The sequence below is a fragment of the Streptomyces sp. NPDC050508 genome, from assembly GCF_040655155.1.
Classification (GTDB): Bacteria; Actinomycetota; Actinomycetes; order Streptomycetales; family Streptomycetaceae; genus Streptomyces.
Window position 1 is genome coordinate 293,596 of record NZ_JBFAJJ010000001.1, and the last position, 23,509, is coordinate 317,104.

The 23,509-nt window shown below is 70.2% G+C and carries 17 protein-coding genes and 1 pseudogene; 11 read left to right on the forward strand and 7 right to left on the reverse strand.

Features of this window, described 5'->3' with window-relative positions:
* Nucleotides 1–162 precede the first annotated feature (162 nt).
* From AB0I69_RS01355 to AB0I69_RS01365, 3 genes are read left to right on the forward strand one after another with little or no spacing between them, the layout of a single operon-like run.
* Nucleotides 163–1,653, forward strand: a complete 1,491-nt coding sequence (locus AB0I69_RS01355) for an extracellular solute-binding protein (protein WP_363093396.1) — start codon at nucleotides 163–165, stop codon at nucleotides 1,651–1,653.
* A 9-nt stretch (nucleotides 1,654–1,662) separates the two neighbouring features.
* Nucleotides 1,663–2,658, forward strand: a complete 996-nt coding sequence (locus AB0I69_RS01360; RefSeq protein WP_363093397.1) for a sugar ABC transporter permease — start codon at nucleotides 1,663–1,665, stop codon at nucleotides 2,656–2,658.
* Between the two features lie 12 nt (nucleotides 2,659–2,670).
* Nucleotides 2,671–3,540, forward strand: coding sequence for a carbohydrate ABC transporter permease (locus tag AB0I69_RS01365; RefSeq protein ID WP_363093398.1), 870 nt, complete (start codon nucleotides 2,671–2,673; stop codon nucleotides 3,538–3,540).
* Between the two features lie 18 nt (nucleotides 3,541–3,558).
* Here AB0I69_RS01365 and AB0I69_RS01370 read toward each other — a convergent pair whose 3' ends face one another.
* Nucleotides 3,559–4,587, reverse strand: a complete 1,029-nt coding sequence (locus AB0I69_RS01370; protein ID WP_363093399.1) for a glycoside hydrolase family 43 protein — start codon at nucleotides 4,585–4,587, stop codon at nucleotides 3,559–3,561.
* Between the two features lie 142 nt (nucleotides 4,588–4,729).
* On the opposite strand from AB0I69_RS01370, the gene AB0I69_RS01375 reads away from it, so the two are divergent.
* Nucleotides 4,730–6,547 (forward strand): ABC transporter ATP-binding protein, encoded by a 1,818-nt coding sequence (locus tag AB0I69_RS01375; RefSeq protein WP_363093400.1) that lies wholly within the window; start codon nucleotides 4,730–4,732, stop codon nucleotides 6,545–6,547.
* 25 nt (nucleotides 6,548–6,572) lie between these two features.
* Here the strand turns inward: AB0I69_RS01375 and AB0I69_RS01380 are convergent, their stop codons facing one another.
* Nucleotides 6,573–6,989: a plastocyanin/azurin family copper-binding protein gene (locus AB0I69_RS01380; RefSeq protein ID WP_363093401.1), complete on the reverse strand. Its 417-nt coding sequence runs from the start codon at nucleotides 6,987–6,989 to the stop codon at nucleotides 6,573–6,575.
* Between the two features lie 132 nt (nucleotides 6,990–7,121).
* Nucleotides 7,122–7,862 carry a TetR/AcrR family transcriptional regulator C-terminal domain-containing protein gene (locus AB0I69_RS01385; protein WP_363093402.1) on the reverse strand — a complete coding sequence of 247 codons (741 nt, stop codon included), beginning with the start codon at nucleotides 7,860–7,862 and terminating at the stop codon, nucleotides 7,122–7,124.
* A 170-nt stretch (nucleotides 7,863–8,032) separates the two neighbouring features.
* Between AB0I69_RS01385 and AB0I69_RS01390 the strand changes: the two genes are divergently transcribed.
* The 3 genes from AB0I69_RS01390 to AB0I69_RS01400 are packed head-to-tail and all read left to right on the forward strand — an operon-like array spanning nucleotide 8,033 to nucleotide 13,337.
* Entirely contained in the window at nucleotides 8,033–10,762 is a 2,730-nt protein-coding gene (locus AB0I69_RS01390) for a DegT/DnrJ/EryC1/StrS family aminotransferase (protein ID WP_363093403.1), read from the forward strand.
* A complete protein-coding gene (locus tag AB0I69_RS01395) occupies nucleotides 10,762–11,790 on the forward strand; it encodes an LCP family protein (RefSeq protein ID WP_363093404.1) in 1,029 nt (342 codons plus the stop codon). The genes AB0I69_RS01390 and AB0I69_RS01395 overlap by 1 nt, the downstream gene beginning before the upstream one ends.
* A gap of 8 nt (nucleotides 11,791–11,798) precedes the next feature.
* Nucleotides 11,799–13,337 carry an oligosaccharide flippase family protein gene (locus AB0I69_RS01400; protein WP_363093405.1) on the forward strand — a complete coding sequence of 513 codons (1,539 nt, stop codon included), beginning with the start codon at nucleotides 11,799–11,801 and terminating at the stop codon, nucleotides 13,335–13,337.
* 1,044 nt (nucleotides 13,338–14,381) lie between these two features.
* Here the strand turns inward: AB0I69_RS01400 and AB0I69_RS01405 are convergent.
* The 3 genes from AB0I69_RS01405 to AB0I69_RS01415 are packed head-to-tail and all read right to left on the reverse strand — an operon-like array spanning nucleotide 14,382 to nucleotide 18,238.
* A complete protein-coding gene (locus AB0I69_RS01405) occupies nucleotides 14,382–15,395 on the reverse strand; it encodes a glycosyltransferase family 2 protein (protein WP_363093406.1) in 1,014 nt (337 codons plus the stop codon).
* A gap of 24 nt (nucleotides 15,396–15,419) precedes the next feature.
* Nucleotides 15,420–16,790, reverse strand: a complete 1,371-nt coding sequence (locus tag AB0I69_RS01410) for an O-antigen ligase family protein (RefSeq protein WP_363093407.1) — start codon at nucleotides 16,788–16,790, stop codon at nucleotides 15,420–15,422.
* A 14-nt stretch (nucleotides 16,791–16,804) separates the two neighbouring features.
* Nucleotides 16,805–18,238 (reverse strand): Wzz/FepE/Etk N-terminal domain-containing protein, encoded by a 1,434-nt coding sequence (locus AB0I69_RS01415; protein WP_363093408.1) that lies wholly within the window; start codon nucleotides 18,236–18,238, stop codon nucleotides 16,805–16,807.
* A 126-nt stretch (nucleotides 18,239–18,364) separates the two neighbouring features.
* Here AB0I69_RS01415 and AB0I69_RS01420 point away from each other — a divergent pair, with 126 nt between their 5' ends.
* The 3 genes and pseudogenes from AB0I69_RS01420 to AB0I69_RS01430 form a co-directional block, all read left to right on the forward strand.
* On the forward strand, nucleotides 18,365–19,501 hold the full coding sequence (locus AB0I69_RS01420) for a hypothetical protein (RefSeq protein ID WP_363093410.1): 1,137 nt from the start codon (nucleotides 18,365–18,367) through the stop codon (nucleotides 19,499–19,501).
* A complete protein-coding gene (locus AB0I69_RS01425) occupies nucleotides 19,492–20,166 on the forward strand; it encodes a sugar transferase (protein ID WP_363093411.1) in 675 nt (224 codons plus the stop codon). Before AB0I69_RS01420 ends, AB0I69_RS01425 begins: the two co-directional genes overlap by 10 nt.
* Nucleotides 20,166–21,011, forward strand: a pseudogene (locus AB0I69_RS01430) (NAD-dependent epimerase/dehydratase family protein); the annotation flags it as partial. The gene AB0I69_RS01425 and the pseudogene AB0I69_RS01430, both read left to right, overlap by 1 nt.
* On the opposite strand, the gene AB0I69_RS01435 reads toward AB0I69_RS01430, so the two are convergent.
* Complete coding sequence (locus AB0I69_RS01435) at nucleotides 21,004–22,077, reverse strand: class I SAM-dependent methyltransferase (RefSeq protein WP_363093412.1); 1,074 nt, start codon at nucleotides 22,075–22,077, stop codon at nucleotides 21,004–21,006. The pseudogene AB0I69_RS01430 and the gene AB0I69_RS01435 sit on opposite strands and share 8 nt — an antisense overlap.
* Before the next feature lie 132 nt (nucleotides 22,078–22,209).
* On the opposite strand from AB0I69_RS01435, the gene AB0I69_RS01440 reads away from it, so the two are divergent.
* A complete protein-coding gene (locus tag AB0I69_RS01440; protein WP_363093413.1) occupies nucleotides 22,210–23,487 on the forward strand; it encodes a glycosyltransferase in 1,278 nt (425 codons plus the stop codon).
* The last annotated feature ends 22 nt before the right edge of the window (nucleotides 23,488–23,509 follow it).

Below are 23,509 nucleotides of genomic sequence, written 5' to 3' on the forward strand. Positions count from 1 at the left end.
AAAGTTACACAACTGGCGAGGGTTTCTCTACGGCCCGAGTGCAGGTACCTGTCGGAACTTATCCAGGATTGCCGAACCTCTTGACGGCTGTGAGACCTCCACTTAACGTCCCGATTACTGTAAACGGTTCAGTGAACGTTACATGCCTCGGAGGAACACCAGATGACTTCGTCGAACGTCTCCAGACGCGGCCTCCTGCGCACCGCCGCACTCGGCGCCGGCACCCTCGCACTGGGTGGCGGGCTGAGCGCGTGCGGCTCCGGCTCCCCCTCCTCGTCGGCGGACGCGCTCACCTACTGGGACTGGTACGTCACCCAAGCCCCCTGGGTCGACAAGGAGATCGAGCTCTTCGAGAAGGGCCACAAGGGGGTCGGCGTCAAGAAGACCACCCAACAGAACGCCAAGTACCCGGACTTGGTCGCGCTCGCCAACCGCAGCGGCAACCCGCCGGACGTCTTCATGATCCCGCAGGTCCCCAGCGTCGCCGAGCAGGTCGCCAAGGGCTGGCTGCACCCGCTCGACGAGTGGGCGACCCCGGCCTGGCAGTCACGCTTCCCGGAGGGCACCTTCCTGGAAGGCGCCAACGTCTTCGGCGGCAAGGTGTATTCGGCTCCGCTGAAGGGCTCGGGCCCGCAGCTGCAGCTCTACATCCACCACGGCGTCTTCAAGTCCGCCGGGCTGACGAACCCGGACGGGAGCGTGAAGCTGCCCCGCACCTGGGACGAGGTCACCAGCGCGGCCCAGACGATCACCAAGAAGAGCGGCGGCAAGTCGTACGGCTTCGGCTTCGGCAACGCCGACGGCATCGGCGTCCTCGCCTGGTGGCTGGACCTGTTCGTCCGCGGCGCGGGTGCACCGGGCGGCGCCCCCACCGTGCCCGGTACCGGCATGGACTACCGCGTCGGCAAGTGGACGTTCGGTACGGACCGTTCGTACGCCGAATTCCTGGAGCTGTTCGTCGAATGGAAGAAGCGCGGCTTCTTCCACCCCAACTCCGTGAGCCTGTCCGACGAAGCGGCCCGCGCGTTCTTCGAGCGCGGCAAGTTCGGCATGACCGTCGGCGGCGTGTGGAACCAACCCGAGTGGACCCAGCACAAGTTCACCGACTACAGCCTGGTCACCCTGCCCTCGCCCACCGCGACACCGAAGGGCTACTACTACGCCGACCCGGTCGGCAACGGCACCTTCGCCGCGGTCTCCGCCAAGAGCAAGAAGGCCCACGAGGCGTTCCAGTGGCTCGACGCGCTGACGTCCCCCGCCGCCGGACGGCGCTGGGTCGAGGACCTCAACGGCGTCTCGGCCCACCCCGCGAACAACAACCCCGAAGGCATCGACTCCAAGCCCTTCGCCGCCTTCATCGGCATGACCGAGCAGGTACTGCGCGGCCCGGTGCCCCTCGTACGCAACCCGGAGCTGGCCGGCGTCGCGCCCAGCGTGCCCAAGCCGGACATCAGCGATGTGGTGACCGGCATCTACACCGGTCAGATCAAGGACATCCAGGGCGCGTTGACCAGCCTGGCCGACAAGAAGTTCCAGCTCCAGTCCGAAGCGGTCGCCGCGGTGGCCAAGCAGGGCAAGAAGGTCAGCATGTCCGACTACGTCTTCGCGGACTGGGACCCCACCAAGCCGTACACCACGAAGAAGAAGGCGTGAGCCGTCACCATGTCACTCCTCGACACCCGTGAGCACAGGCGAGCGTCCCCGCCCCCACCACCCGTCGCCGCCCACCCCGGCCTCGGCCGCCGCATCCGCGCCGCCAAGTGGTCGTACCTCTACCTGGCCCCCATGGCCGTACTCCTACTGGCCTTTGTGGTCTATCCGATCTTCGCGTCCTTCGGCTACACCTTCTACCGCTGGAACGGCATCGGCGCACCCGGCAACTACGTGGGCCTGGCCAACTTCCGGCAGATCCTGCACGACAGCATCTTCTGGGGCGCGGTCGGGCACACCTTCGTCTACGCCTTCGTGCTCGTCCCGGTGCAGCTCCTGCTGGCGTTGGCGCTCGCGCTGGTGCTGAACAACCCGAAGCTCAAGTTCGCGCTGTTCTTCCGGACCGTCTACTTCATCCCCGTCGTCACCTCGGCCGCGGTCGTCGGCGTGGTCATCCAGCTCATGCTCGCCAACTTCGGTGACTCGGCGGGCAGTCTGCTCGCCAAGACCGGGATGACCGACGGGCACATCGACTGGCTCGGCGACCCGCACACCGCCCTGGCCGTGATCATCGCGATCGGCATCTGGCACACCCTCGGCTACAACCTCGTCTACTTCCTCGCCGGACTCCAGACCATCCCGGCCGAGCTGTACGAGGCGGCGAAGCTCGACGGCTGCGGACCGGTGCAGTCCTTCTTCCGCATCACCATCCCGATGCTGCGCCAAGTCGGCGTCGTCATCGTGGTGTTGGCGTTCATCGGCAGCTTCCAGGTCTTCGACCTGGTGCAGGTCCTCACCGGCGGCGGCCCGTACTTCGCCACCGAGGTCGTCAACACCTACATCTACCACCTGGCCTTCGGCGGCTCCGCCGGCGCCGCCGCCGAGCCCGACATCGGCCTGGCCTCCGCCGCCTCGTTCCTCTACGGGCTGCTGCTCATCGTCTTCTCCGCACTCCAGGTCCTCGCCCTGCGCGGGATCAGCCGACGGCGCACGGCCGCCAACCAGTAAAGGGTCACGTCGATGTCCACACTGTCCCAACGTCCGCGCCCGCGACCGCGGTTGAGCCTGCGCCAAGGCCGACGCGGGCTGCTCTACCTCGCGCTGCTCGGCGGCGGCCTCATCTGGCTCTACCCGTTCCTGTGGGCGCTCGGCAGTTCACTCAAGAGCACCGACGGCTTCTTCTCCGGCGGACTGAACCCGATCCCCTCCGAGTTCCACTGGTCCAACTACAGCGAGGCCTGGACACAGGCGGACTTCAGCCGGTTCTTCGTCAACACGGTCCTGTTCGCGACCGGCACGGTCATCGTGACCCTGCTCGCCACCTCCATGGCGGGCTACGTCCTGGCGCGCACCGAATTCCCCGGCAAGAAACTCTGGCTGGGCCTGGTCGGAGTGACGCTCTTCCTGCCGCACGGCTACACGATCATCCCGGTCTTCGACCTCATCCAGCGCCTCCACCTCCTCAACACGCTCTGGTCGGTGGTCATCGTCCAGTCGGCGGGCGGGATGGTCTTCGGCACCTTCCTCTTCATGGGCTACTTCACGACGATCGACCGGGGGTTGGAGGACGCGGCCCGCGTGGACGGGGCGAACTTCCACCAGATCTTCTGGCGGATCATGCTGCCGCTGTCCGGGCCGATGCTGGCGACCGTGGGCCTGTTCGCCTGCATCAACGCCTGGAACAGCTTCTTCATCCCGCTGGTCTTCACCCTCTCCCGCCCCGAACTGCACACCCTCTCGGTGGGCATGTTCAACTTCATCGGTCAGAACTCCACCGCCTGGACCCTGGTGTGCGCGGGATCGGTGATCACCCTGCTCCCCATCGTCCTGATCTTCATCGTGCTGCAGCGGTTCTTCATCAACGGACTGGCCGGCGCGGTCAAGCAGTAGCGAGAAACGATTGCCGGGTCAGCCGCCGCCGTCGAGGTCCGTCCGTTGCCGCAGCACCCGCACCTCGTGCCCCGCCCACTCCATCTCGTACAGCTTGCCGCGCGCGTTCTCGAACGGGCGGTGGAGGATCATCATCAGCCGACCGTCGAACGTGTGGAACAGCATGCCGTGACCGCTGTCGTTCCGGACCAGCGGTCGCCGCTGCTGCCAAGGCCCGTCGATCGCACCGGACTTGGAGACGGCACAGGTCTGCACATAACCACCGGTGAGGCTGCCGTCCGCACCGACCACGTTCTTCTCGTACGTCGACCACAGCATGAGCAGCGACCCGTCAGGGGTGCGGTACAACTGCGGGCCGTCCGTGACGTAGGGCGGGAGTTGGTGCGGTACACCGGCGGGGATCTCCTCGCCGATCCAGGGCGCGTCCGAGGCTTTGAAGAGGAAGAGCGGATCACCGATCGTCCCGGTCAGGTCGGGGGCCAGCCGGATCGCCTCCATCGTGCCGTCGACGGTCTGCAGCCACTCGTGCGCGTACACCATCCACGGCTGCCCGGACGGGTCCACGTACAGCGTGCCGTCCAGGGTCATGAGGTGCTCGGGCGGCGTGGGGCGGGCGGGGTCGACCATGGTGAAGGGTCCGAGCAGGGAATCGGACACGGCCGTGATCGTGCCCCGTCGGTGGTTCGCGAGCTGAAACGGCGTGCCCCACCGGCCGGTCGGCGGCACCGGAAGCGGGCTGTTCTCGTCGTGCAGCGTGGTGAACAGGTAGTACCTGCCGTGCCACGCGTGCACCTCCGGCGCCCAACCACCGTCGCCCGCCCAGAAGTTGTGCTGTTCCGCCGCCAGGAACACCACCGCGGGACGCGTCCAGTCGCGCAGGTCGTGGCTGCGGTAGACCATCGTGCCGACACCCCCCACACCCGACACGGACGGATCGTTGGACGTGTAGAGGTGATAGGTGCGGGTCGTGTCGTCGGCGACCACGAACGGATCGTGCACCGGCATGTCGGGAAGCCGCATCGGTTCGCTCACTGCATCGATCGCCATGGTGTCACCGTAGGGCCCGCAAACCCCGTGCGCATCACAGCTGTTGAGGGAAAAACGCTTGGACCGCACGGGTGTCGACGCGGGACACTGCCACTTCCGGCCTGCCCTTTTACCGGGCTGCCGTCGACATCACGGGGTGGGGATGGGATCGCCTGAATCGCGCAACACCGGGCCGCGCAGAGGCTCGGTGTTACTCGCTCTTCGTTACTACGGACGGGAGTTGACCCGGCTCCGCCGGTGGACCGCGCCCGCCACACTGCTGCCGGCGGTGGGCAACATCGGCATCAACTACATCGCACCGCTGATCGTCGCCAAGCTCGTCGGCCGTATCGCCGGGGACGCGGGCATCAGCGTCGGCACGACACTGCCGTACGTCCTCGGCTTCGCCGGAGTGCTGTTGCTCGCCGAGGTGTTGTGGCGCCTGGGACTGCACTGCCTGAACCGGCTGGACGCACTCGGCATCGAGCACCTGTACGTGATCGGCATGGACGAACTGTTCGCCAAGGACGCCGCGTTCTTCCACGAGAACTTCGCCGGCTCGCTGACCAAGCGGGTCCTGAGCTTCGCCTCCCGGTTCGAGGAGTTCGTCGACACGATGACCTTCCAGGTCGTCGGCAGCCTGGTACCACTGCTGTTCGGCTCGGTCGTGCTGTGGCGCTACGAACCGCTGCTGGTCGTAGGCCTGTTGGCGATGATCGGGCTGACCGCCCTGGTCGTGGCACCGCTCATCCGGCGCCGTCAGGCACTCGTCGACCTGCGCGAGGAGGCCATCGCCCGGGTGTCCGGCCATGTCGCCGACAGCCTGATGAACATGGACACGGTCCGCGCCTTCGCCGCCGAGGAACGCGAGGCCGCCGAGCACCGCTCCCGCGTCGCCAAGTCCCGCCGGCTCACGCTCCGTTCCTGGGACTACGGCAACCTGCGCATCGACACCCTCGTCGCACCGCTCTCCGTGCTGACCAACGCGCTGGGCCTGCTGCTCGCGGTGGCCCTCGGCGGGGGCGAGCACGGCGTCGAGGCGGTCGTGGTCGCCTTCACGTACTACAGCAACGCGACCCGGATCATGTTCGAGTTCAACCAGATCTACCGGCGCCTGGAAAGTTCGATGACCGAGGCCGCGCAGTTCACCGAACTGCTGCTGGAGCCGCCCACCGTGGTCGACCCGTCGTCCCCGGAGCCGCTGCGGTCCCGTGCCGCCGACGTCCGCTTCGAGAACGTGACGTTCGCCCACGCGGGCGCGGACACCCTCTTCGACGGGCTCGACCTGGCCGTCCCCAGCGGCACGAAGATCGGCCTCGTCGGCCGGTCCGGCGGCGGCAAGACCACGCTGAGCCGACTGCTGCTGCGGATGACGGACATCGACGCCGGACGCATCCTGATCGGCGGTCAGGACATCAGCAAGCTGCGCCAGGCCGACCTGCGCAGTCTGATCGCCTACGTGCCGCAGGACCCGGCGATGTTCCACCGCACCCTGCGCGAGAACCTCACCTTCGCCAGGCCCGACGCCACCGACGCCGAGGTCCGCCGGGCGGCCGAGGCCGCGCACGTCACCGAGTTCGCCGACGCGCTGCCGGACGGCTTCGACACGATGGTGGGGGAGCGCGGGATCAAGCTCTCCGGAGGGCAGCGCCAGCGCGTCGCCCTCGCCCGGGCGATCCTGCGCGACGCCCCGATCCTGCTGCTCGACGAGGCGACCAGCGCCCTCGACTCCGAGAGCGAGGTCCTCGTCCAGGAAGCGCTGTGGCGGCTCATGGAGGGCCGGACCGCACTCGTCGTGGCCCACCGGCTGAGCACCGTCGCCGGTATGGACCGGCTCGTCGTCCTCGACCGCGGCCGGATCGTCGAACAGGGCACGCACCAGGAGCTGTTGGCGGCCGAGGGCGCCTACGCGAAGCTGTGGCAGCACCAGTCGGGCGGCTTCCTCGACGAGAGCCCCGAGCAGGCCGCCGACCTGCACTGACCAAGGCCCGGCGGGAGCGGGCGGTTCAGGGGACCGTGATGTGCTGATCCATGCCCAGCCCCTTGTGACCGTCGACGGGGCAGTACAGCTCGTAGGTGCCCTTCTTGAGGGTCACCGTCAGCGCCGCCTGCTGGCCACCGCCGAGGTTCTTGGTCTTGACGTCGGACACGCCCGGGCCGTCGATCTCCAGGGAGTGTGTGACCTTGCCGGCGTTGTCCGCGGTGAAGGTGTACGTGCCGGGAGTGAAGGAGCTCTGGGACAGCTTCAGCGCGTATTCGGTCTCGGTGACCGTCACCTGGGTGCCGGACGCGGCCTTCGTGGTGCTCGTGCTGGCTGCGCCGCTGGACTGACTGCTGCCCCCACTGGAGCAGCCGGCCAGGACAAGTGCGGCGGAGAACGCCAGAGCCGTCGTAGTGAGTGCAACTCGTGCCGAGATCGCCATGTGGCTCATCTCCTTCGGGACCTTTCGGGAGTCGTCGGGCTTGTCCGCGTCTGTCGCGAGAGGTCCTCTATGAGGGATACGGATGCGTGGTGCGCCCTGTTCAGGGCGAGGACTGCGGCTGTGTGCTCCTCGCTACGCCCCGGCAAACCGGTCGAGAAGAGCCTCCAGTCCAACCGTCAGGCCCTCGGGTCCGCCCCGCTCGGCGAGCGTGGCGGCGGCCTCCCGGAGCCGGGGCAGTTCGTGCGACGGCATCCGGTGCAGTCCGAGGCGGAACGCGGGGTCGGGTTCCTCGGGGTTGTCCACCATGGCCTGCAGTTCCACGGACGCGTAGCCGAGCACCCACCCGGTGAAGGCGCGGAAGACCGCGGTGGCACGGACTTCGCCGAACCCGGCGTCCCGGAGCAGTGCGAGCACGCGTTCGTGCTGCCGCAGCACGGCGAGCGGCCGCCGGGCCAGCGGAACCGCCAGCATGCGGGTGGACAGCAGCGGCACCACCTGCGGATGGGCCAGGCAGACCTCGTACGTCGCCCGCGCGATCCGGTGCAGTTCGTTGCGCCACTCGGGTGTAGCGGTCCCGTCGGCGGTGGCCAGCCGTTCCTCCAGTTCGAGGTACAGCGCCTCGACCAAACCGTCCAGCAGGGCGTCCTTGCTCGCCGCATACCGGTACAGCGCCATCGCCTCGACACCGAGCTCGGCACCCAGCCGCCGCATGCTCAGCGCCGACAGGCCCTCCCGGTCGACCAGCTCCAGGGCGCTGGCCAGGACCCGCTCCCGGCTCAGTCGGCCGTACCGGCCGCGGTCGCCGGCCCGGCGCGCCGGACCCGCCCCGGCCCGGTCGTCCTTGTTCTGTGCGCTCGCCCGTTCCTTGGCCATGCCTCGCCTCCACCTGGTGGGCCGTGCCGGTGCCACTCGTGTTGACTCTATGCACCTACGGGGGCAAGGTGTACGTATACGACGTAAATATACGCCATTCGGACGTACGGCAGTGTGGACTGCCCCGCATGTCGTCACGCCCCCAGCAGCGCGGAACCGGGGAGCGAGCCATGACAGTCCACCGGATGAGGCCCCGGCAGGAACCGGTCGGTCACGCCCGGCTCGGCGTCGACGGAGTGTCCCTGGCCGCTGTGCACGCCGGAGAGCCGGACGTGCCCTTCGCCATGACCCGGATCAGCCCTGAGGCCCGACGGGCGGCGCAGCGTGTGCTCGCCTCCGGCTGGGTGACCACGGGCCCGGAGACGGAACTCTTCGAGCACGAGTTCGCGGCGTACGTCGGCGCCGGGCACGCGGTCGCGGTGAGTTCGTGCACGGCGGCCCTGGAGCTCGCGCTGCGTGCACTGCGGCTGCCGCCCGGTGGCGCGGTCCTCGTCCCGGACGTGACGTTCTGCGGCGCGGCCCAGGCGGTGCTGCACGCCGGGCTGCGGCCCGTCCTGGTCGACGTCGATCCGCGCACCGCCATGGTCACCCCGGCCACCGTCGCCCGGGCGGCGCGGGCCTGCGGCTGCCCGCACGCGCTGATGGTCCTCCACTACGCAGGCGCCCCTGCGCCCGTCGCCGAACTCGCGGCGGCCGCGCGGCTGCCCCTGGAGTACGTGGTCGAGGACGCCGCCCACGCCCTCGGCGCCTCGGTGGGCGACCGGCCCGTCGGAAGCCTGTCGAGGGCGACCTGCTTCAGCTTCTACGCCACCAAGAACCTGCCCATCGGCGAGGGCGGCATGGTCACCACCGACGACGCCCTGCTGGCCGCCCGGATCCGCCGCGCGAGGCTCCACGGCATGTCCACGGACGCCTGGCGACGCAACCTGCCCGGCGGCCATTGGCACTACACCGTCGAGGACGCGGGCCTCAAGGCCAACATGACCGACGTGCAGGCCGCGATCGGCCGGGCCCAGCTGAGTCACCTCGACGACTGGCAGCGGCGGCGGCACGCGCTGGCGCAGCGGTACGACACGGCACTCGCGACCGTCCCCGGACTGGAGCCGCCGGACGCCGCCACCGTCGGACGGCACGCACGGCACCTGTACGTCGTACGGGTGCTGGAGGAGTACGGGACCGGCCGGGACGAGCTGATCGATCGGCTGGGGGAGTGCGGCATCGGTACCTCCGTGCACTTCGTCCCCCTGCACCGGATGCCGTACTTCCGGCGGGTCGCGGTCATTCCGCCGGACGGGCTTCCGGGAGCCGACGCGCTCTTCCCCCAACTGCTCTCCCTGCCCCTGCATCCGTGGCTCACCGATCACGCCGTCGACCGGATCTGTGGTGAGCTGGCGCGCCTCGGCGCCGGACGAGGAGAAGCCCACCGGCCGGCCGGACTGCGTACCCTCGTCGTCGGAGCCGGCGAAGCCGGGCAGGCCCTCGCCCGGGACCTGGCCCGGACACCGCAGTTCGGGCTCGACCCCGTCGGCTTCCTCGACGACGATCCGGCCAAACGCCGTACGGCCCTCATCGGGGACCTGCCCGTCCTGGGCGAGCTGGACGACGCCCGGGCGGCTGCGCTCGCCCATCGGATCGAGGTCGTCGTCGTGGCCATCCCCGGTCTGGTCCGGGACCGCTTCCGCCGGGTGGCGCGGGCTGCCGAGGCCACCGGAGCGAGCGTGCGCTATCTGCCGTCGTTCGTCGCGGCACTCCGCCGGGACGTGGTGGGCAGCGACATGAGGGCGCTGGACGTGCATGAACTGATCGGCCGCAGCGAGATGCACGTGGTCAGTCCCGAGGCCCGCTCGACGATCGCCGGACGCCGGGTCCTGGTGACCGGGGCCGGCGGTTCCATCGGCAGCGAACTGTGCCACCAGATCCGTGCCTTCGGCCCCAGCCGGCTCTTCCTCCTCGACCACGACGAGTCGAACCTGCACCGACTGCAACTTGAGCTCTACGGCGACGCCCTGCGCAGCGACGACATCGTCATCTCGGACATCCGGGACCGCCCCCGGATCGACCAGCTCTTCCATGACCTGCGCCCCGAAGTGGTCGTCCACGCGGCCGCGCACAAGCACCTGCCGCTCCTCGAACGGCACCCCTGCGAAGGCGTGAAGTCGAACGTCCGGGGCACCGACAACCTCGTCCGCGCCGCGGTCGCGACCGGCACCGAACGCTTCGTCCTCATCTCCACCGACAAGGCGGCCGACCCGGTGTCGGTGCTCGGCGCGACGAAGCGGCTCGCCGAACTCATCGTGCGTGGCGGCCAGGACGGCGCCCGGCCCGGCACCGTCTTCGCCGCCGTCCGCTTCGGCAACGTCCTCGGCAGCCGTGGTTCGCTGTTGTCGGTCGTCGCGGAACAACTCGGCGCGGGCTCGCCGGTCACGGTGACCCACCCGGACGTGACCCGGTTCTTCATGACCGTCGAAGAGGCCGTCGGGCTGGTCCTGGAGGCCATGCGGATGGCCCGGGGCGGAGAGGTGTTCGTCCTCGACATGAGCGGGCCGGTGCGGATCGTGGACCTGGTCCGCAAGTTCGCCCGCTCCGTGAACGTCCCGGACGTCGACATCCGCTTCACCGGCCTCCGCCCGGGAGAGAAGCTCAACGAGACGCTGTTCGCCGCCCAGGAGCACCACACACGCACCGCCCACCCCCGGATCCTCGCCGCGACACCCACCGCCCACGAGGACCGCCCGTCGGCACTGACACAGCGCCTCTCCGCCCTGTACGCCGCGGCGGAGCGCAACGACGGCGGCGAGGTCCGTCGGATGCTCGCCGGACTCCTCCCCGGCTTCCCGGCCGCGGAGCCGCGACAGCAACCGCTCTCGGTCATGGCCGACCCGTACCCGGACGACTTCTGATGTCCCCGCGCGGTCAGTGGCAGCACTGGGCACCGAGGCCGGACGCAGGGCCGCACCACCGGTTCCTGCGCGGGGCACTGGCGTTCGCCCTCGTCACCGTACTCACCCTGCTGGGACTCGCAGTCGGCGGTGTCTGGTGGGCGACGAACCACTACGGCGACCAGGTCACGAGGATCCACCACGCCTTCCCGCAGGGTCCACGGCCACCCGCGGACGGCAAGGGAACCACCTTCCTCCTCGCCGGAGTCGACAGCCGCTCCACCAAGCCGACCACGGGAACCGAGGCCACGACCCGGCTCTGGACCTACGGCGCGCAGCGCAGCGACACGCTGATGCTGGTGCATCTCGACGCCGACGAGCACACCGCGTACACGATGTCGATCCCCCGGGACAGCTGGGTCCCCATTCCCGGCCACGGCTCCGCGAAGGTCAACGCAGCGTTCTCCTGGGGCGGCCCGCCCCTGCTCATCCGGACCGTGGAACAGCTCACCGGCACCCGCGTCGACCACTTCGGCGTCATCGACTGGCACGGCTTCAAAACCCTCACCGACGCCGTGGGCGGAGTCCCCGTCACCATCCCGGTGAACTCCTACGACCCCGAGCAGCACCACCACTTCACCGCCGGCACCCATCTCATGAACGGCACGGAGGCCCTGGCGTACGTCAGGCAGCGGCACGGTGTTCCCGGCGGCGAACTGGACCGCATCAAGCACCAGCAGCAATTCCTGCACAGCCTGGCCGGCCGGATCCGCGGCCGGGTCGCCCTCACCGACCCGTTCGGCACCGCCCGCATGCTCGACGCGATCACCGGCACCGTGAGCGTCGACGACCGGATGTCCAACGGCGATCTCCGCGACCTCGTCCTGGGCCTGCGTCACCTGAACACCTCACACACGTCGTTCAGCACTGCGCCGATCGTCCGGTCGGAGCTGATCGAGGGGCAGTACGCGCTGATCCTGGACAAGGGGAAGCTGCGGGCACAGTGGCGGGCGGTCGAGACGGAAGACCGGCACGGGTCCGGGACCTGAGGCCTGCGATGCGCCCCGCGAACCGGGCCGGACCGGTCTCAGCCGGGGACGCCGGGCCTGCGCCGCCGGACCGGCCCGAGCGTGCTGCCCTGGTCCCCGAGGTGGGCTTCAGCGCACTGGCGCAGGCGGCTCCGATGCTCGCCAACCTGGTGCTGACGCCCTACCTCATCCGTCACCTGGGCCTGGACCGGTTCGGAGTCTGGTCGTTGATCCTGGTCTTCCTCGCCACGCTGACCGTGCTCGACGGCGGGGTCGGCGCGTCACTGGCCCGCTTCCATGCGCGGCACGCCGCGCACGGCGACCGCGCGGGCACGGGACGGCTGGTGATCGGGTCCCTCACGGTCTTCCTCGGACTGGGCGCGCTGGTCACCGGAGCGTGCCTGCTCCTCACCCCGGCGATCCTCTCCGCCGCTGACGTACCACCCAGGCTGCGCGGCGAGGCGGGACAGTTGCTGACCGCACTCGGGCCGCTGCTGGCCCTAGCCCTGGCCGCCAACTCCGCCACCGCCCTGCTCCAGGCGAACGCCCGGTTCCGTGCCTTGGCCGGTGTCAGCGGCGGCTCGTGCCTGGTCTACGCGGCAGCCGTGACCATGCTGGTCAGGGACGGCCCGGACCTGCCGCTGCTCGCGGTTCTGGCGGCCGGGCGCTATCTGCTCATGACGGTCTGCGGCCTGTGCGTGGGAGCCCGCCACATCCGTATCCGGCGACCGCTGCTGCCCCCACGGGCCGAGCGTCGGGACTTCGGCAGCTATGCCGTGCGCATGCAGTTGTCCGGCTTCACCGTCTTCCTCAACGGTGAGATCGACGCTCTCGTGGTCGCCGCGCTGCTGCCGGTGCGTTACGTCGGCGTCTACGCCGCCGGCTACCAGGCCGCGATGGCTCTGCGCAGCGCGCCGCTGTTCGCGTTCCCGCCGATCCTCACCCGGACGACCCGGGTCTTCTCCGAGGACGGACTCCCGGGCGCGGTACGGGAGTTCCACGTGCTGCAGGCCCGTTGGCTGCCGGCCGTCCTCACCTACGGGGTGGTGACCACCGCTTCCGTGGGCCTCGCCGTCCAGGTGTGGCTCGGTACCGGGCTCGCCCTCAGCGCAGCCGTCGCCACCGTGCTGCTGGCCGGCTATTCGGTGCAGGTGGCGTTCACCGGCGTACGCACCTGTTTCGTGCGCGCGATCGGCCTCCCTGGTTACGAGACGCGCTACTCGTGGTTCTCGACCGTGGTCAACCTCGTCCTCACCGTGCCGCTGACGCTGTTGTTCGGCGTCCTGGGAGTCGTGCTTGCGACGGCCATCGGCCTCATCGCCGGTTCCCTGTACTTCGTCGTCCTGTGCCGGCGGTTCGCGGGACTGCGTGAGCGTCGGTTGCCGAGGCGCTGGCTGCCCGCGACCGCGGTGGCGGCGGCGATCGCCGGCCTGGGCGACCTGTTGATCCTGCGGCTGGGCTGGCACGGGGCACTGCCGCTGCTCTTGGCGGGCCTCCCCGTGCTCGCCGGCCTCGCCGCCGCGGCAGCCCTGTTGCCGCGTGAGTCGATGGAGGAGGAACCCTCATGACCCCCGTCACCGCGTCACGGGCCGGGCGGGTGCTGATCCTGGCCCAGTTGGACGGTTTCGCCAACAGCGTCAGACCTCGGGCCATCGAGCGCTTCCTGCGGGAGCGCGGCCACCAGGTGCAGTTGGTGGACACGAACTGTCTCGCGCGGGCCTCCGGCACACCCGGCACCCTGGGAAGGATGCTGCCGGCCTCGCCGCGACCGGCCCGACTCGCGATGTACGCCAACGACGTGGCGTCCAAAGTCCTGACCCGCCGCGGGTCGTTCGGGCGCCGCCACCTGTCGTACCACGTCCTGAGAGCCGATCACCGACTGCGCCGACGTGTCCTCGCCGGCCTGCTGGATCTCGACGAGTACGACCTCGTCATCTGTGAAACGCCCTACGACGCAGGGGTGCTGACGACAGGTACGTCGGCCGTGACTCTCTACGACTGCCCCACGCCCTGGGCCGACGAGGTGTTCTGCGAGGGACGGCTCACCAGGCGGCAGCACGACCGGTTCCGACGCTGGGAGACCAGGCTCCTGGAGGAGGTGGAACACCTGTCGTACCACTGGGAGACGTATGGGCGGTACGCCGTCTCGCAGTACGGGGTCAGTGGAGCCAACATCCTTCGGCTGAACTGGGGTTGTACACCCGCGGCCGAGCCTGCCCGGTTCGCGGATCCGCCGCGCGTGGTGTATCTCGGCTCACTGTCCGGACAGTTCATCGACCTTCGGCTGCTGGCCCGGCTGGCCGCGCGGTATCCACATCTCGACGTCTACGGGGGGCCGCCGCCGGATCCCTCCCTCGGTCTCCGATACCGGGGCTACGCGTCCTCGGACGTCCTGAAGGAGTACCAGTTCGGCCTGATCACCTGCACCCGGGATCTCATGCGCCAGGAGGGCTTCTCCGCCAAACACCTGCACTACCTCGCACACGGGCTTCCCGTCCTGGTCCCCGCCTGGCGGCGACACCTCGACCTGTTGCGCGGTTCGGTGCCCTACACGGAGGAGAACTTCACCGCCGTCATCGACGAGTTGAGCGACGAGGCCGCATGGCGGTCGGTCAGCGACGTGGCGTACCGGCAGGCGGAGCGGCTGAACTGGAACCGGACCCTGGAGCCGTTGGAGGAACTGCTGGCCGGCTCGACCTCACGTACGCCGCGTACCGCCGGGCGGCGAAGGCGACGCCACGAAGCTCGTTCCAGCGCCCTCGTGCCAGGGCGAACACCGCCCGGCAAGGCAGTTCGACGGCCAGGGTGACACCCACGAGTGCCGGCACCTGCCCCCGCTGCCAGTGCAGACGGGCGAATTCCGTTCTGCCCCGGAGCGAGTGGAACAGGCGCGGGCCGAGAACCTGCCCGGAGCTGACTCCGCCGACGTGCCGGACCCGGGCGTCCGCGAGGTGATAGCTGAGGAATCCGGCCTGCCGGGCCCGATAGGCGAGATCGACCTCCTCGTAGTAGAGGAAGAAGCGCTCGTCGAAGCCGCCCAGTTCCTCGAACAGGGGCCGCCGGACAAGGAAGAACGCACCGATGACCTGGTCCACCGGGCGGCTGTCGTCGACCTCGCGCACGGACATCCACTGGCGCGGCATCAGCCGGGGAAACAACCGGGAGAGACCACATGCCCTGGCCACGACCATCGACAGCCGGGGGAACCGGGCACAGGACTCCTGGAGGGTGCCGTCGTCCTTCACCATCTGGCCGCCGCAGATGCCCACGCTCGCCGTGTGCGGGCAGGCGAGGAATCCGACCGCTCGGTCAAGGGCGTCCGGGTGGAGCCGGGTATCGGGATTGAGGAACAGCACGAAGGGAGCGTTCCCTTCGTGTGCGCCCTGGTTGCAGGCCGCCGCGAATCCGCGGTTGTGCGCGTTGCGGATGGTGCACAGCGGCAGGGCCGGATCGTGGAGACCGTCCGCGGATCCGTCGGCGGAGGCGTTGTCCACCACGATCACGCGGGCGAGCGCGTATGCGGAGCTTCGGGCCGTGGCGATGGAGTCCAGGCATCTGTGCAGGCACCGGCCCGTGTTCCAGTTGACGACGACGATGTCGAGGCGCGGTAGTTCGTTCTGCGGCACGAGCACCAACCTTCTCCGGCGCTGTCAGACGGCACCCCGGCTGCCGACGAGGCTCCGCGGCCGTTCCCCGGACACCACGGGGCCGGCCCTCGGCACCCGCACCGGCGTGATCGTGGCCACGAGGAGGGCGAAGGTCAGCGCATTGCTGATGCCGAACGACCAGGGGCGCTCCAGGACCGAGGTGAGCAGGACCGGCAGCAGCACGCTCGCCGTCACGGGGAGGCCGGGGACGCCGCCTCGGGCCAGGAGATGCACCAGCAGGAGCAGGAAGAGGAGGAGACCGACGAGCCCGCCCGCGTACAGGGTGTCGATCCACTGATTGTGCAGGGACGGTGAGACGGCGGCGGGGATCTCGCCGGCCTGGTACTTGCCGGACCACGTCTTGCCGCCGAATCCGATCAGCGGCGACCGGCTCAGTTCGTCCCGGGCCATGTCCCAGATGGTGGCGCGGTCGCCGAGGGTGTCGGAACCCGGGTGGTGGAACGGCACGAGCAGACCGATCGCCGCCGCGCCACCCAGCACCGGCAGCGCGAACAGGACGCGCCCGGGCGAGGCGACCGGGTCCGGTGCACCGGCCTCGTCCGGGAGCGCCGGGCGCAGGAGCACCAGGAAAGCCAGCACCACCACCGCGCTGACGGCGCCCAGCTTGCTGCCGGTCGCGACGGCCACGAAGGCGACGTAGCACGCCAGCAGGAAGCGCACCCGGCCGCGCAGTCCCAGCCAGACGAAGGGGATGCCGGCGACCAGGAGCAGGCTGAAGATGTTCTCGTTGGTGAACACGCCCGGGTAGAGGATCCCCAGCACACCGCACGGGTTGTCGGTCCGGCATTCACGCAGCACCGTGGCCGGCTGGATGATCGCCTCGGCCCCGCTCAGCACCGTGAACAGCAGGACGACGGCCGCTCCGCCCAGCAGTGCCGAGCGCCCGGGCCGGGCCACGGCCGCCGCCAGGAGGGCTGCGACCAGGACGAGTTGTCGCGGCGCGAAGGGTTGCTGTCCGTGCAGGCCGTCGGAGAAGGCGAGCAGCAGTACGAGGGCCAGGGCGATGAGCGGAGCGGAGTTGACACGTGCTCGCTCGCCGAACAGCCGGTGCACGAAGAACACGGCGAGCGACGCCAGTAGCAGGGCGTTCGATGCCGTCCCGATCTGGTTCACCCACTGGGGGAAACCGATCTCCACTTCGCCCAGCGGGTCGAGCCGTTCGGGCCGGCCCGTGTGGATCACGTAGACGACGGTCGGCAGACTGGCCAGCCCGCCCACCAGAAGGATCATCGTCGAGGTGAGGTCCCAGTCTCCGGAGGCCCGGGCGCGACGCAGTGCGACTCCTGCCGGGACCAGCGACAACAGGGCAAGGATCCCCAGGAGCAGCGCTGTACGTGCCTGATCCTGCGTCATCAGGACCTCACCGCCTATTCGTGGTGCCGACGCGGGACTGTTGCTCCGTCCCGGGCCCTGGCCGGGGCGGGCTCGGGTTCTCCGGTCCGGTCCGGCGGTTCGGGGTGCCGCGGTTCGGGGCTCCGCGGAGGCTGCCAGTCGGCGAGCCCCTCGGCATGCGTCCCGGTGAGTACGGCCCCGAGGACGGGTGCGTGAACCGCCGTGAGGGTGTCGAGGGCACGGACCGCGTCGTCGCGACGGGTCTTTCCGGCCCGTGCCACGAGCAGTACGCCCTGCGTCATGGCAGCGAGTACGGCTCCGTCGGCGAAGGACAGCAGCGGTGGGCTGTCCACCACGACGAGATCCGCGTCCGCCTCCAGGGAGCGCAGCAGCGACGCCATGCCGGGCGAGGACAGGAGCGTGTTGGGATCCGCCGGGGCGGATCCCGCGGGCAGGACCCGGATCAGGCCGTCGCCCCAGCTCTCCAGAGCCGCGTAGAGAGGCGTGTTGCGGGTGAGGGCACCGGTGAGGCCCGGGGTGCCGTGCAGACCGAGTTCCGCGGCGAGGCGGGGGCGGCGCAGATCGGCCTCCAGGAGAATGACGCGGTGCCCGGTGGCCGCGACGGAGGTTGCCAGGTCGATCGCGGTCCGTGTTCGGCCTTCCCCGGGCCGTGCGCTGCTGACGAGCAGTGAGTCCGGGATGCCGTTTCCGGCACTGAAGGTCAGGCGGGTGCGAAGCTGGCTCAGGGCCTCCGTCCGCCTGGTGGTGCCCAAGTGCCGTGCGCTGTCCGCGCGTTGCCGGGCAGGCGGGGGCACGGTGCCCAGCGTGGTGAGGGACAACCAGCCGCTGAGGTCGGCCGCGGTACGGATCGTGGTGTCGAGCGACTGACGCAGTACGGCTCCTGTGGCCCCCACGGCGATCCCCGCGACGAGTCCGATGGCCACGTTCAGCCCGGGACGCGGGCTCGTGGGCGAGGACGGCGGCTGGGATCCGCCGACGACGCTGGCCTTGATCAGCGGCGGGGCGCCGACCGACGACGCCTCGATCGCCGCGAGGTACTTGGTGAACTGGCCGGCGGTCGCGTCGGCGATGGCCTGGGCCCGGTCGGCCGACCCGTCCTTCACCCGGATGTCGACCAGGGTCGTGTCGAGCGGGGCCTGCGCGCTGATCTTCTCCGCGAGCAGCCCGGGGGTGGTGTGGAGGCCGAGTTGGGTGATGACTCCGTCGAGGACCGCGGGGCTGGTCACGATGCGGGTGTACGACTTGACGCGCTGCTGGGTGAACAGGCCGCCCTGGTAGGCGTCGCCGCTGTTCTCGTCACTGGTCGCGATGAACAGTTGGGCGGTCGCCGTGTACGTGCGGGGCATCAGGGCGGTCGCCGCGACCGCGCCCGCCAGACCCAGCAGCACACATGCCATGACGAACCGCCACCGCCGGCGCAGTGCGTCGAGGTAGTCGTGGAGATCCATGGAAGCTCCTCCCCGCGGGCCGTTCCGGCCGCTCTTGACGGGGTCTGACCGAGGTAGCAGGATATGGATTCATCCAGTTTTACGACGTAAACATACGATATCAGCTTACGGCTGGAACGCGGAACCATGGAACGTCGCCCGGACCGCTGTGCGGTCACTCCTTACGGCCGGGGAGCCGGCAGTTCCCGGGTGCGCGTGTTCGAGTGGCTGGACCGCATCGACACGGACTTCACCGTGTCCGGCTATCTGTCGCTGACCGATGCCGCCGCCTCGCGACTCGTACGGCACCCGCTGGCCCTCGCACGGGCGGAACTGAGGCTCGGCGCCATCGCACGCGCCCGGCCCCGGCGCCTGCTGCTGCACCGTGAGGCTTCGCCGCTCAGTCGCGGCTGGTGGGAGCGGCGGCTGCTGACGAGTGCGGAATTCGCCGTGTACGACTTCGACGACGCCCTGCAGTGGGACCTGGGCGAGGGCGGCCTCGCTCGCAGGTTCGCCCCCAAGGCGGCCAAGGCGCGACTGGCCGTCCAGTACGCGGACCGGGTCGTCGCCGGCAACGCCGTACTGGCCGACTGGGCTGCCCAGCACCACCACGACGTCGTGGTGATCCCCAGCTGTGTGGCGGTGGAGGACTACACGCCCAAGACGTCCTACGCGCTGCACGACCCGCCCCGCCTCGGCTGGATGGGATCGCCTCACAACGAGGCGTCCCTGCGGCTGATCGCCGCACCGCTCACGGAGGTTCACCGCCGGACCGGCGCGCGGCTCACACTCGTCGGAACGACCGCACCCTCGCTCGGCGGCCTGGAGTCCTTCGTCGACCGGGTCCCCTGGAATCCGGACACCCAACGGACGGCGCCGGCCGCCATGGACATCGGCCTGATGCCGCTGCCGACGACCGCCTACGGTCTGGGCAAGTGCGGCTACAAACTCCTTCAGTACGCCGCCGCCGGACTGCCCGCCGCGGCCAGCCCCCTCGGCGTGAACGGCGAACTGCTGTCCCGCTTCGGCCTGCCCGCGCCGCGCACCCAGGACGACTGGACCGGCGCGCTCCTCGCACTCCTCGACGCCTCCGCGGCCACCCGGGAACAACTTGGCCGCTCGGCCCGGGAGATCGCCGGCCGCGACTATTCCTACGACACGTGGTTGCCGCGCTGGGCGGCGGCCCTCGAACTCCCGGAGCCGGGAGCACGATCGGCCCCGCGTGGCACTCCGGCCGAACGCCGGCCTGCCGCGGGACCTGACAGGGGCGTCCCATGCACATGATCGATCGCAGCCCCGGACCGGTCCTGCCCACACCGAGCCGCGTCCGGCTCACCCGGGCCCGCCGAGTCCTGGACGTCGTCCTCGCCGCGCCCCTGCTCCTGCTGCTCGCCCCGTTGCTGCTCCTGCTGGCCGTGGTGGTCGCCGTCACCGGCGGGCGTCCCGTCCTGTTCCGGCAGCGACGGATCGGAGAGGGTGGGGCCGAGTTCACGCTCTACAAGTTCCGGACGATGCGCAGGGACAGTACAGGGCCCGGGGTCACCGGCGGCCGCGACGTGAGAGTGACGGGCACAGGTCGTCTGCTGCGTCGACTCGGCCTGGACGAACTTCCGCAGCTGTGGAACGTACTGCGCGGCGACATGACCCTCGCCGGTCCGCGTCCCGAGACCCCACACCTGGCCTGCCGCTACCCGCCGGAACACCTGTGGGTGTTCCGGCACCGTCCGGGTCTCACCGGACCGTGCCAGCTCCGCTCACGTGCCTACGCCGCGCAGCTCGACGGCCGTCCCGACCCCGAGCAGTACTACCTCACCGTGCTCGTACCCCAACGCACAGCGTTGGACGCGGAGTTCCTGCGCCGTGCCACGGTGCCGAACGTCCTGCGCCTCGTCGTCCGGACGATCCTCTACCTGCTGGCCGCCCCATGGGATCGAGGAGGCGGGTCCTGATGCGCGCCGTGGTGACCGGTGCCGCCGGATTCATCGGCTCGCACCTGTGCGAACACCTGGTGGCCTGCGGAGACGAGGTCGTCGGGGTCGACGCGCTGACGGAGTTCTACGCGCCCTCGCGCAAACGCCGGAATCTGTCCCGGCTGCTCGGCGGCGACCGCTTCACCTTTCGCCGGGGCGATCTGCTGGAACTCCCGCTCGAACCGCTTCTCGCGCAGGCGGACACCGTCTACCACCTCGCGGGCCAGCCCGGCGTCCGCGGCTCCTGGGGCGAGGAGTTCGGTGTCTACCTCGAACGCAACGTCCTGGTCACCCAACGCGTACTGGAAGCGGCACGGGACACCGGACTGCGACGCCTGGTCTTCGCGTCCAGCTCGTCGGTCTACGGAGACGCCGAGACATACCCGACACCGGAGACGCTCCGCCCCCGCCCCGTCTCCCCGTACGGCGTCACCAAACTCGCCGCCGAACAGCTCTGTGAGACCTACCGCAGCGTCTTCGGTGTCCCGGCGGTCTCCCTGCGGCTCTTCAGCGTGTACGGCCCCGGACAGCGCCCCGACATGGCGTTCTCAAGACTCGTCGCGGCCGCCTGCACACACCGGCCCTTCCCGCTGTACGGGGACGGCGGACAGAGCCGTGACTTCACCTACGTCGAGGACGTCGTGACGGCCATGCGGGCGGCGGCGTCCTCCTCGTGGTCGGGAGTCGCCAACATCGGCGGAGGGAGCGAGGTGACAATGCGTCAAGTCATCTCGCTGATCGGAGAGTTGACCGGTCCGGTACGGGTCGTGCAGGGGCCCGCCTGCCCGGGCGACGCCCGCCGCACCGCGGCCGACATCACCGTGGCCCGTGACGCCTTCGGCTATCGGCCCGGCACCGGCATCCGTGCGGGACTCGCCGCGATGGTGCGGGCCCAGCGGGCCTCCCGGAGCGACCCGAACGCCCGGCCCGCTGAGCTCCGCCGTAGTACGCGATGATCTCCCCGGCCGTCATCTCCCGCTCGCTCTTGCGCCCCAGGAAGTAGAGGGCGCAGGCATCGTCCTCCGCGAAGTCGGGCGGGACGAGCCGGTCCAGCGCCCGTAGCCAGCACATCAGTCCCCGTACCGCGCGGCCCGCGAGGGCGGAGCGGGTCAGGCCGCGGGTCAAGTGATCGGCACTCCAAAGGAGTTGGGTGCCCGGGCCGGCGACGGGGCCGGCGGCGAGCTGCTCGAAGCGGCGGAAGAGGTGGCGGTGGCCGCTCGCGGTGTACCGGGTGAAGTCGTGGGCGCCGGCGTGCACTTGTTGCAGGAAGGGGGTCTCCGCGTAGACCAGGCCGTCGTCCTTCAGGACCCGGTGGATCTCGGCGACCACCTGGGGCGGATCCAGTACGTGCTCCAGTACCGCCTGCGCCAGCACCGCGTCGACGCTCGCCGTGCGCAGTGGAATCCGGTGGGCGTCCGCGATGAACTGGGTCACCGGGCTCGCGACGATGTCGAAGCCGATGACCTGGACGCGCGGATCGCGGTAGACGGCGCCCACACCGTTGCCGACCGTGGCCCCGCCGACGACCAGCAGTGTCGGCGCCGGGCCCGGGAGGCGTCGTAGCAACAGGTCGATGTTGTGGGCCGCGACCCGGTTGGGTGGTTTCCAGAGGGGCCGGAGAGCGGCCGGCAGGCGGTCGACGAGTCCGGGGGAGGCGCACTCTCCGGTATCCGTTCGGGCGGTCGGGGCCACCGTCTCCTCCCGGTCCACAACGCTGTGCTCGAAGTCGACGAGGACCGGCCATCGGGCGGCCAGCGGGAAGGCCGACGGGGCGTGGCAGGGGCAGTCGGGCGCGGTGCAGCTGAGTCCGCCGGGCTGCGTCGTCACTGTCGATCGACAGCGCGGGCAGACCAACAGCCGCTCGATGTCCGCCAGTTGGGCCAGGGGCATACCGATCCCTCCCGGTTGTTTCCGGAGTGCCTCGTGTGTGGTCCTGGTGCGAATTGACCTCGATCGAGGCTGAGAGGATGATGTATGTATACAACGTAAATATACGGCTTTATTCGGCGTCGGTGGTGATGGATGATGCGGAACGGGATCCTTGTCCCGGGCGCGGGACGGGCCGACGGCGCTGTCGTCCGCTGGCCCGCGCCGCCTCCACGGGTCACGCCGGCGGCGCGTCTGCTGTCGCCGCCGGCGCTGCCCCGCATCAAGGTTCTGCACGTCATCACCCGTTTCACGGCGGGAGCGGGGGCCAACACGTTGCTGTCGGCCGAGGGAATGGACCCCGACCGGTACGAGGTGTGGATCGCCGGAGTGCCGGGCGGTGAACTCTGGGAGCGGGCGCGCGCCGCCGGGGTGCGTACGGTCGAGGTACCGGGGTTCCGGCACACCCTGACTCCCGCGGACCCGCTGGTGCTGTGGCGCCTGGTGCGGCTCGTCCGGCGGGAGCGGTTCACCGTGGTGCACACGCACTCGGCCAAGGGCGGGTTCCTCGGTCGGGTCGCCGCTCGGCTGTGCCGCACGCCCGTGGTGGTGCACACCTTCCACGGCTTCAGCTTCCACCCGTACATGTCGCGCCCCAGGCGGACGGCCTACCGGTGGCTGGAGCGGTCGACGCGCCGCCTCACCCACCGCTTCCTCGCGGTGTCGCCGCGCGTCGCGCAACAGGCCGTCGAGGAGCGGCTGGCCCCACCGGGCCAGGTCGACGTGGTGCCCTCGGCGGTGGACCTGGGGCACCTCCCCGAACGCTTCGATCCCGCCGCCCGCCGCATGCTCGGCGTGCCCCGCGGCACGGCCCTCATCGGTACCGTCGGCCGGATCGACACCCAGAAGGCACCCCTGGACTTCGTCCGCACAGCGGCGGCGATCCACGCCCGTCGTCCGGGCACCGCGTTCGTGATGATCGGTGCCGGGCCGCTGGAGGGCGAAGTGCGCCGGCTCGCCGCGGAGTTGGACGTCCAGGTGATTCTCACCGGGCACCGGCCGGACGCAGCCCGGCTGGTGGCCGGTCTCGACGTCTTCGTGATCACCTCGCTCTACGAAGGACTCGGCCGCGCCCTGACCGAGGCGCTGGCCACTGCCCGCCCGGTCGTCGCCACGGCCGTGAACGGCGTACCGGACCTGGTGGAGCACGGCGCCACCGGTCTGCTGGTCGCACCCGCCGATCCGGACGGCGCGGCACGGGCCGTCGGCTGGCTGCTCGACCATCCGGCTGAGGCCTCCGCCATGGGGCGCCAGGGTTGCCGGCGGGTACGCAGCGCCTTCGCGCCGCAGGCCATGTGTGCCGCGGTCGACGCCTGCTACCGCGGACTGCTGGGCCTTCCCGTCCCAGGACCTGCCGCGGGTCCCGCCCCCTGAACCGCCCACCGGGCTCGCGTTG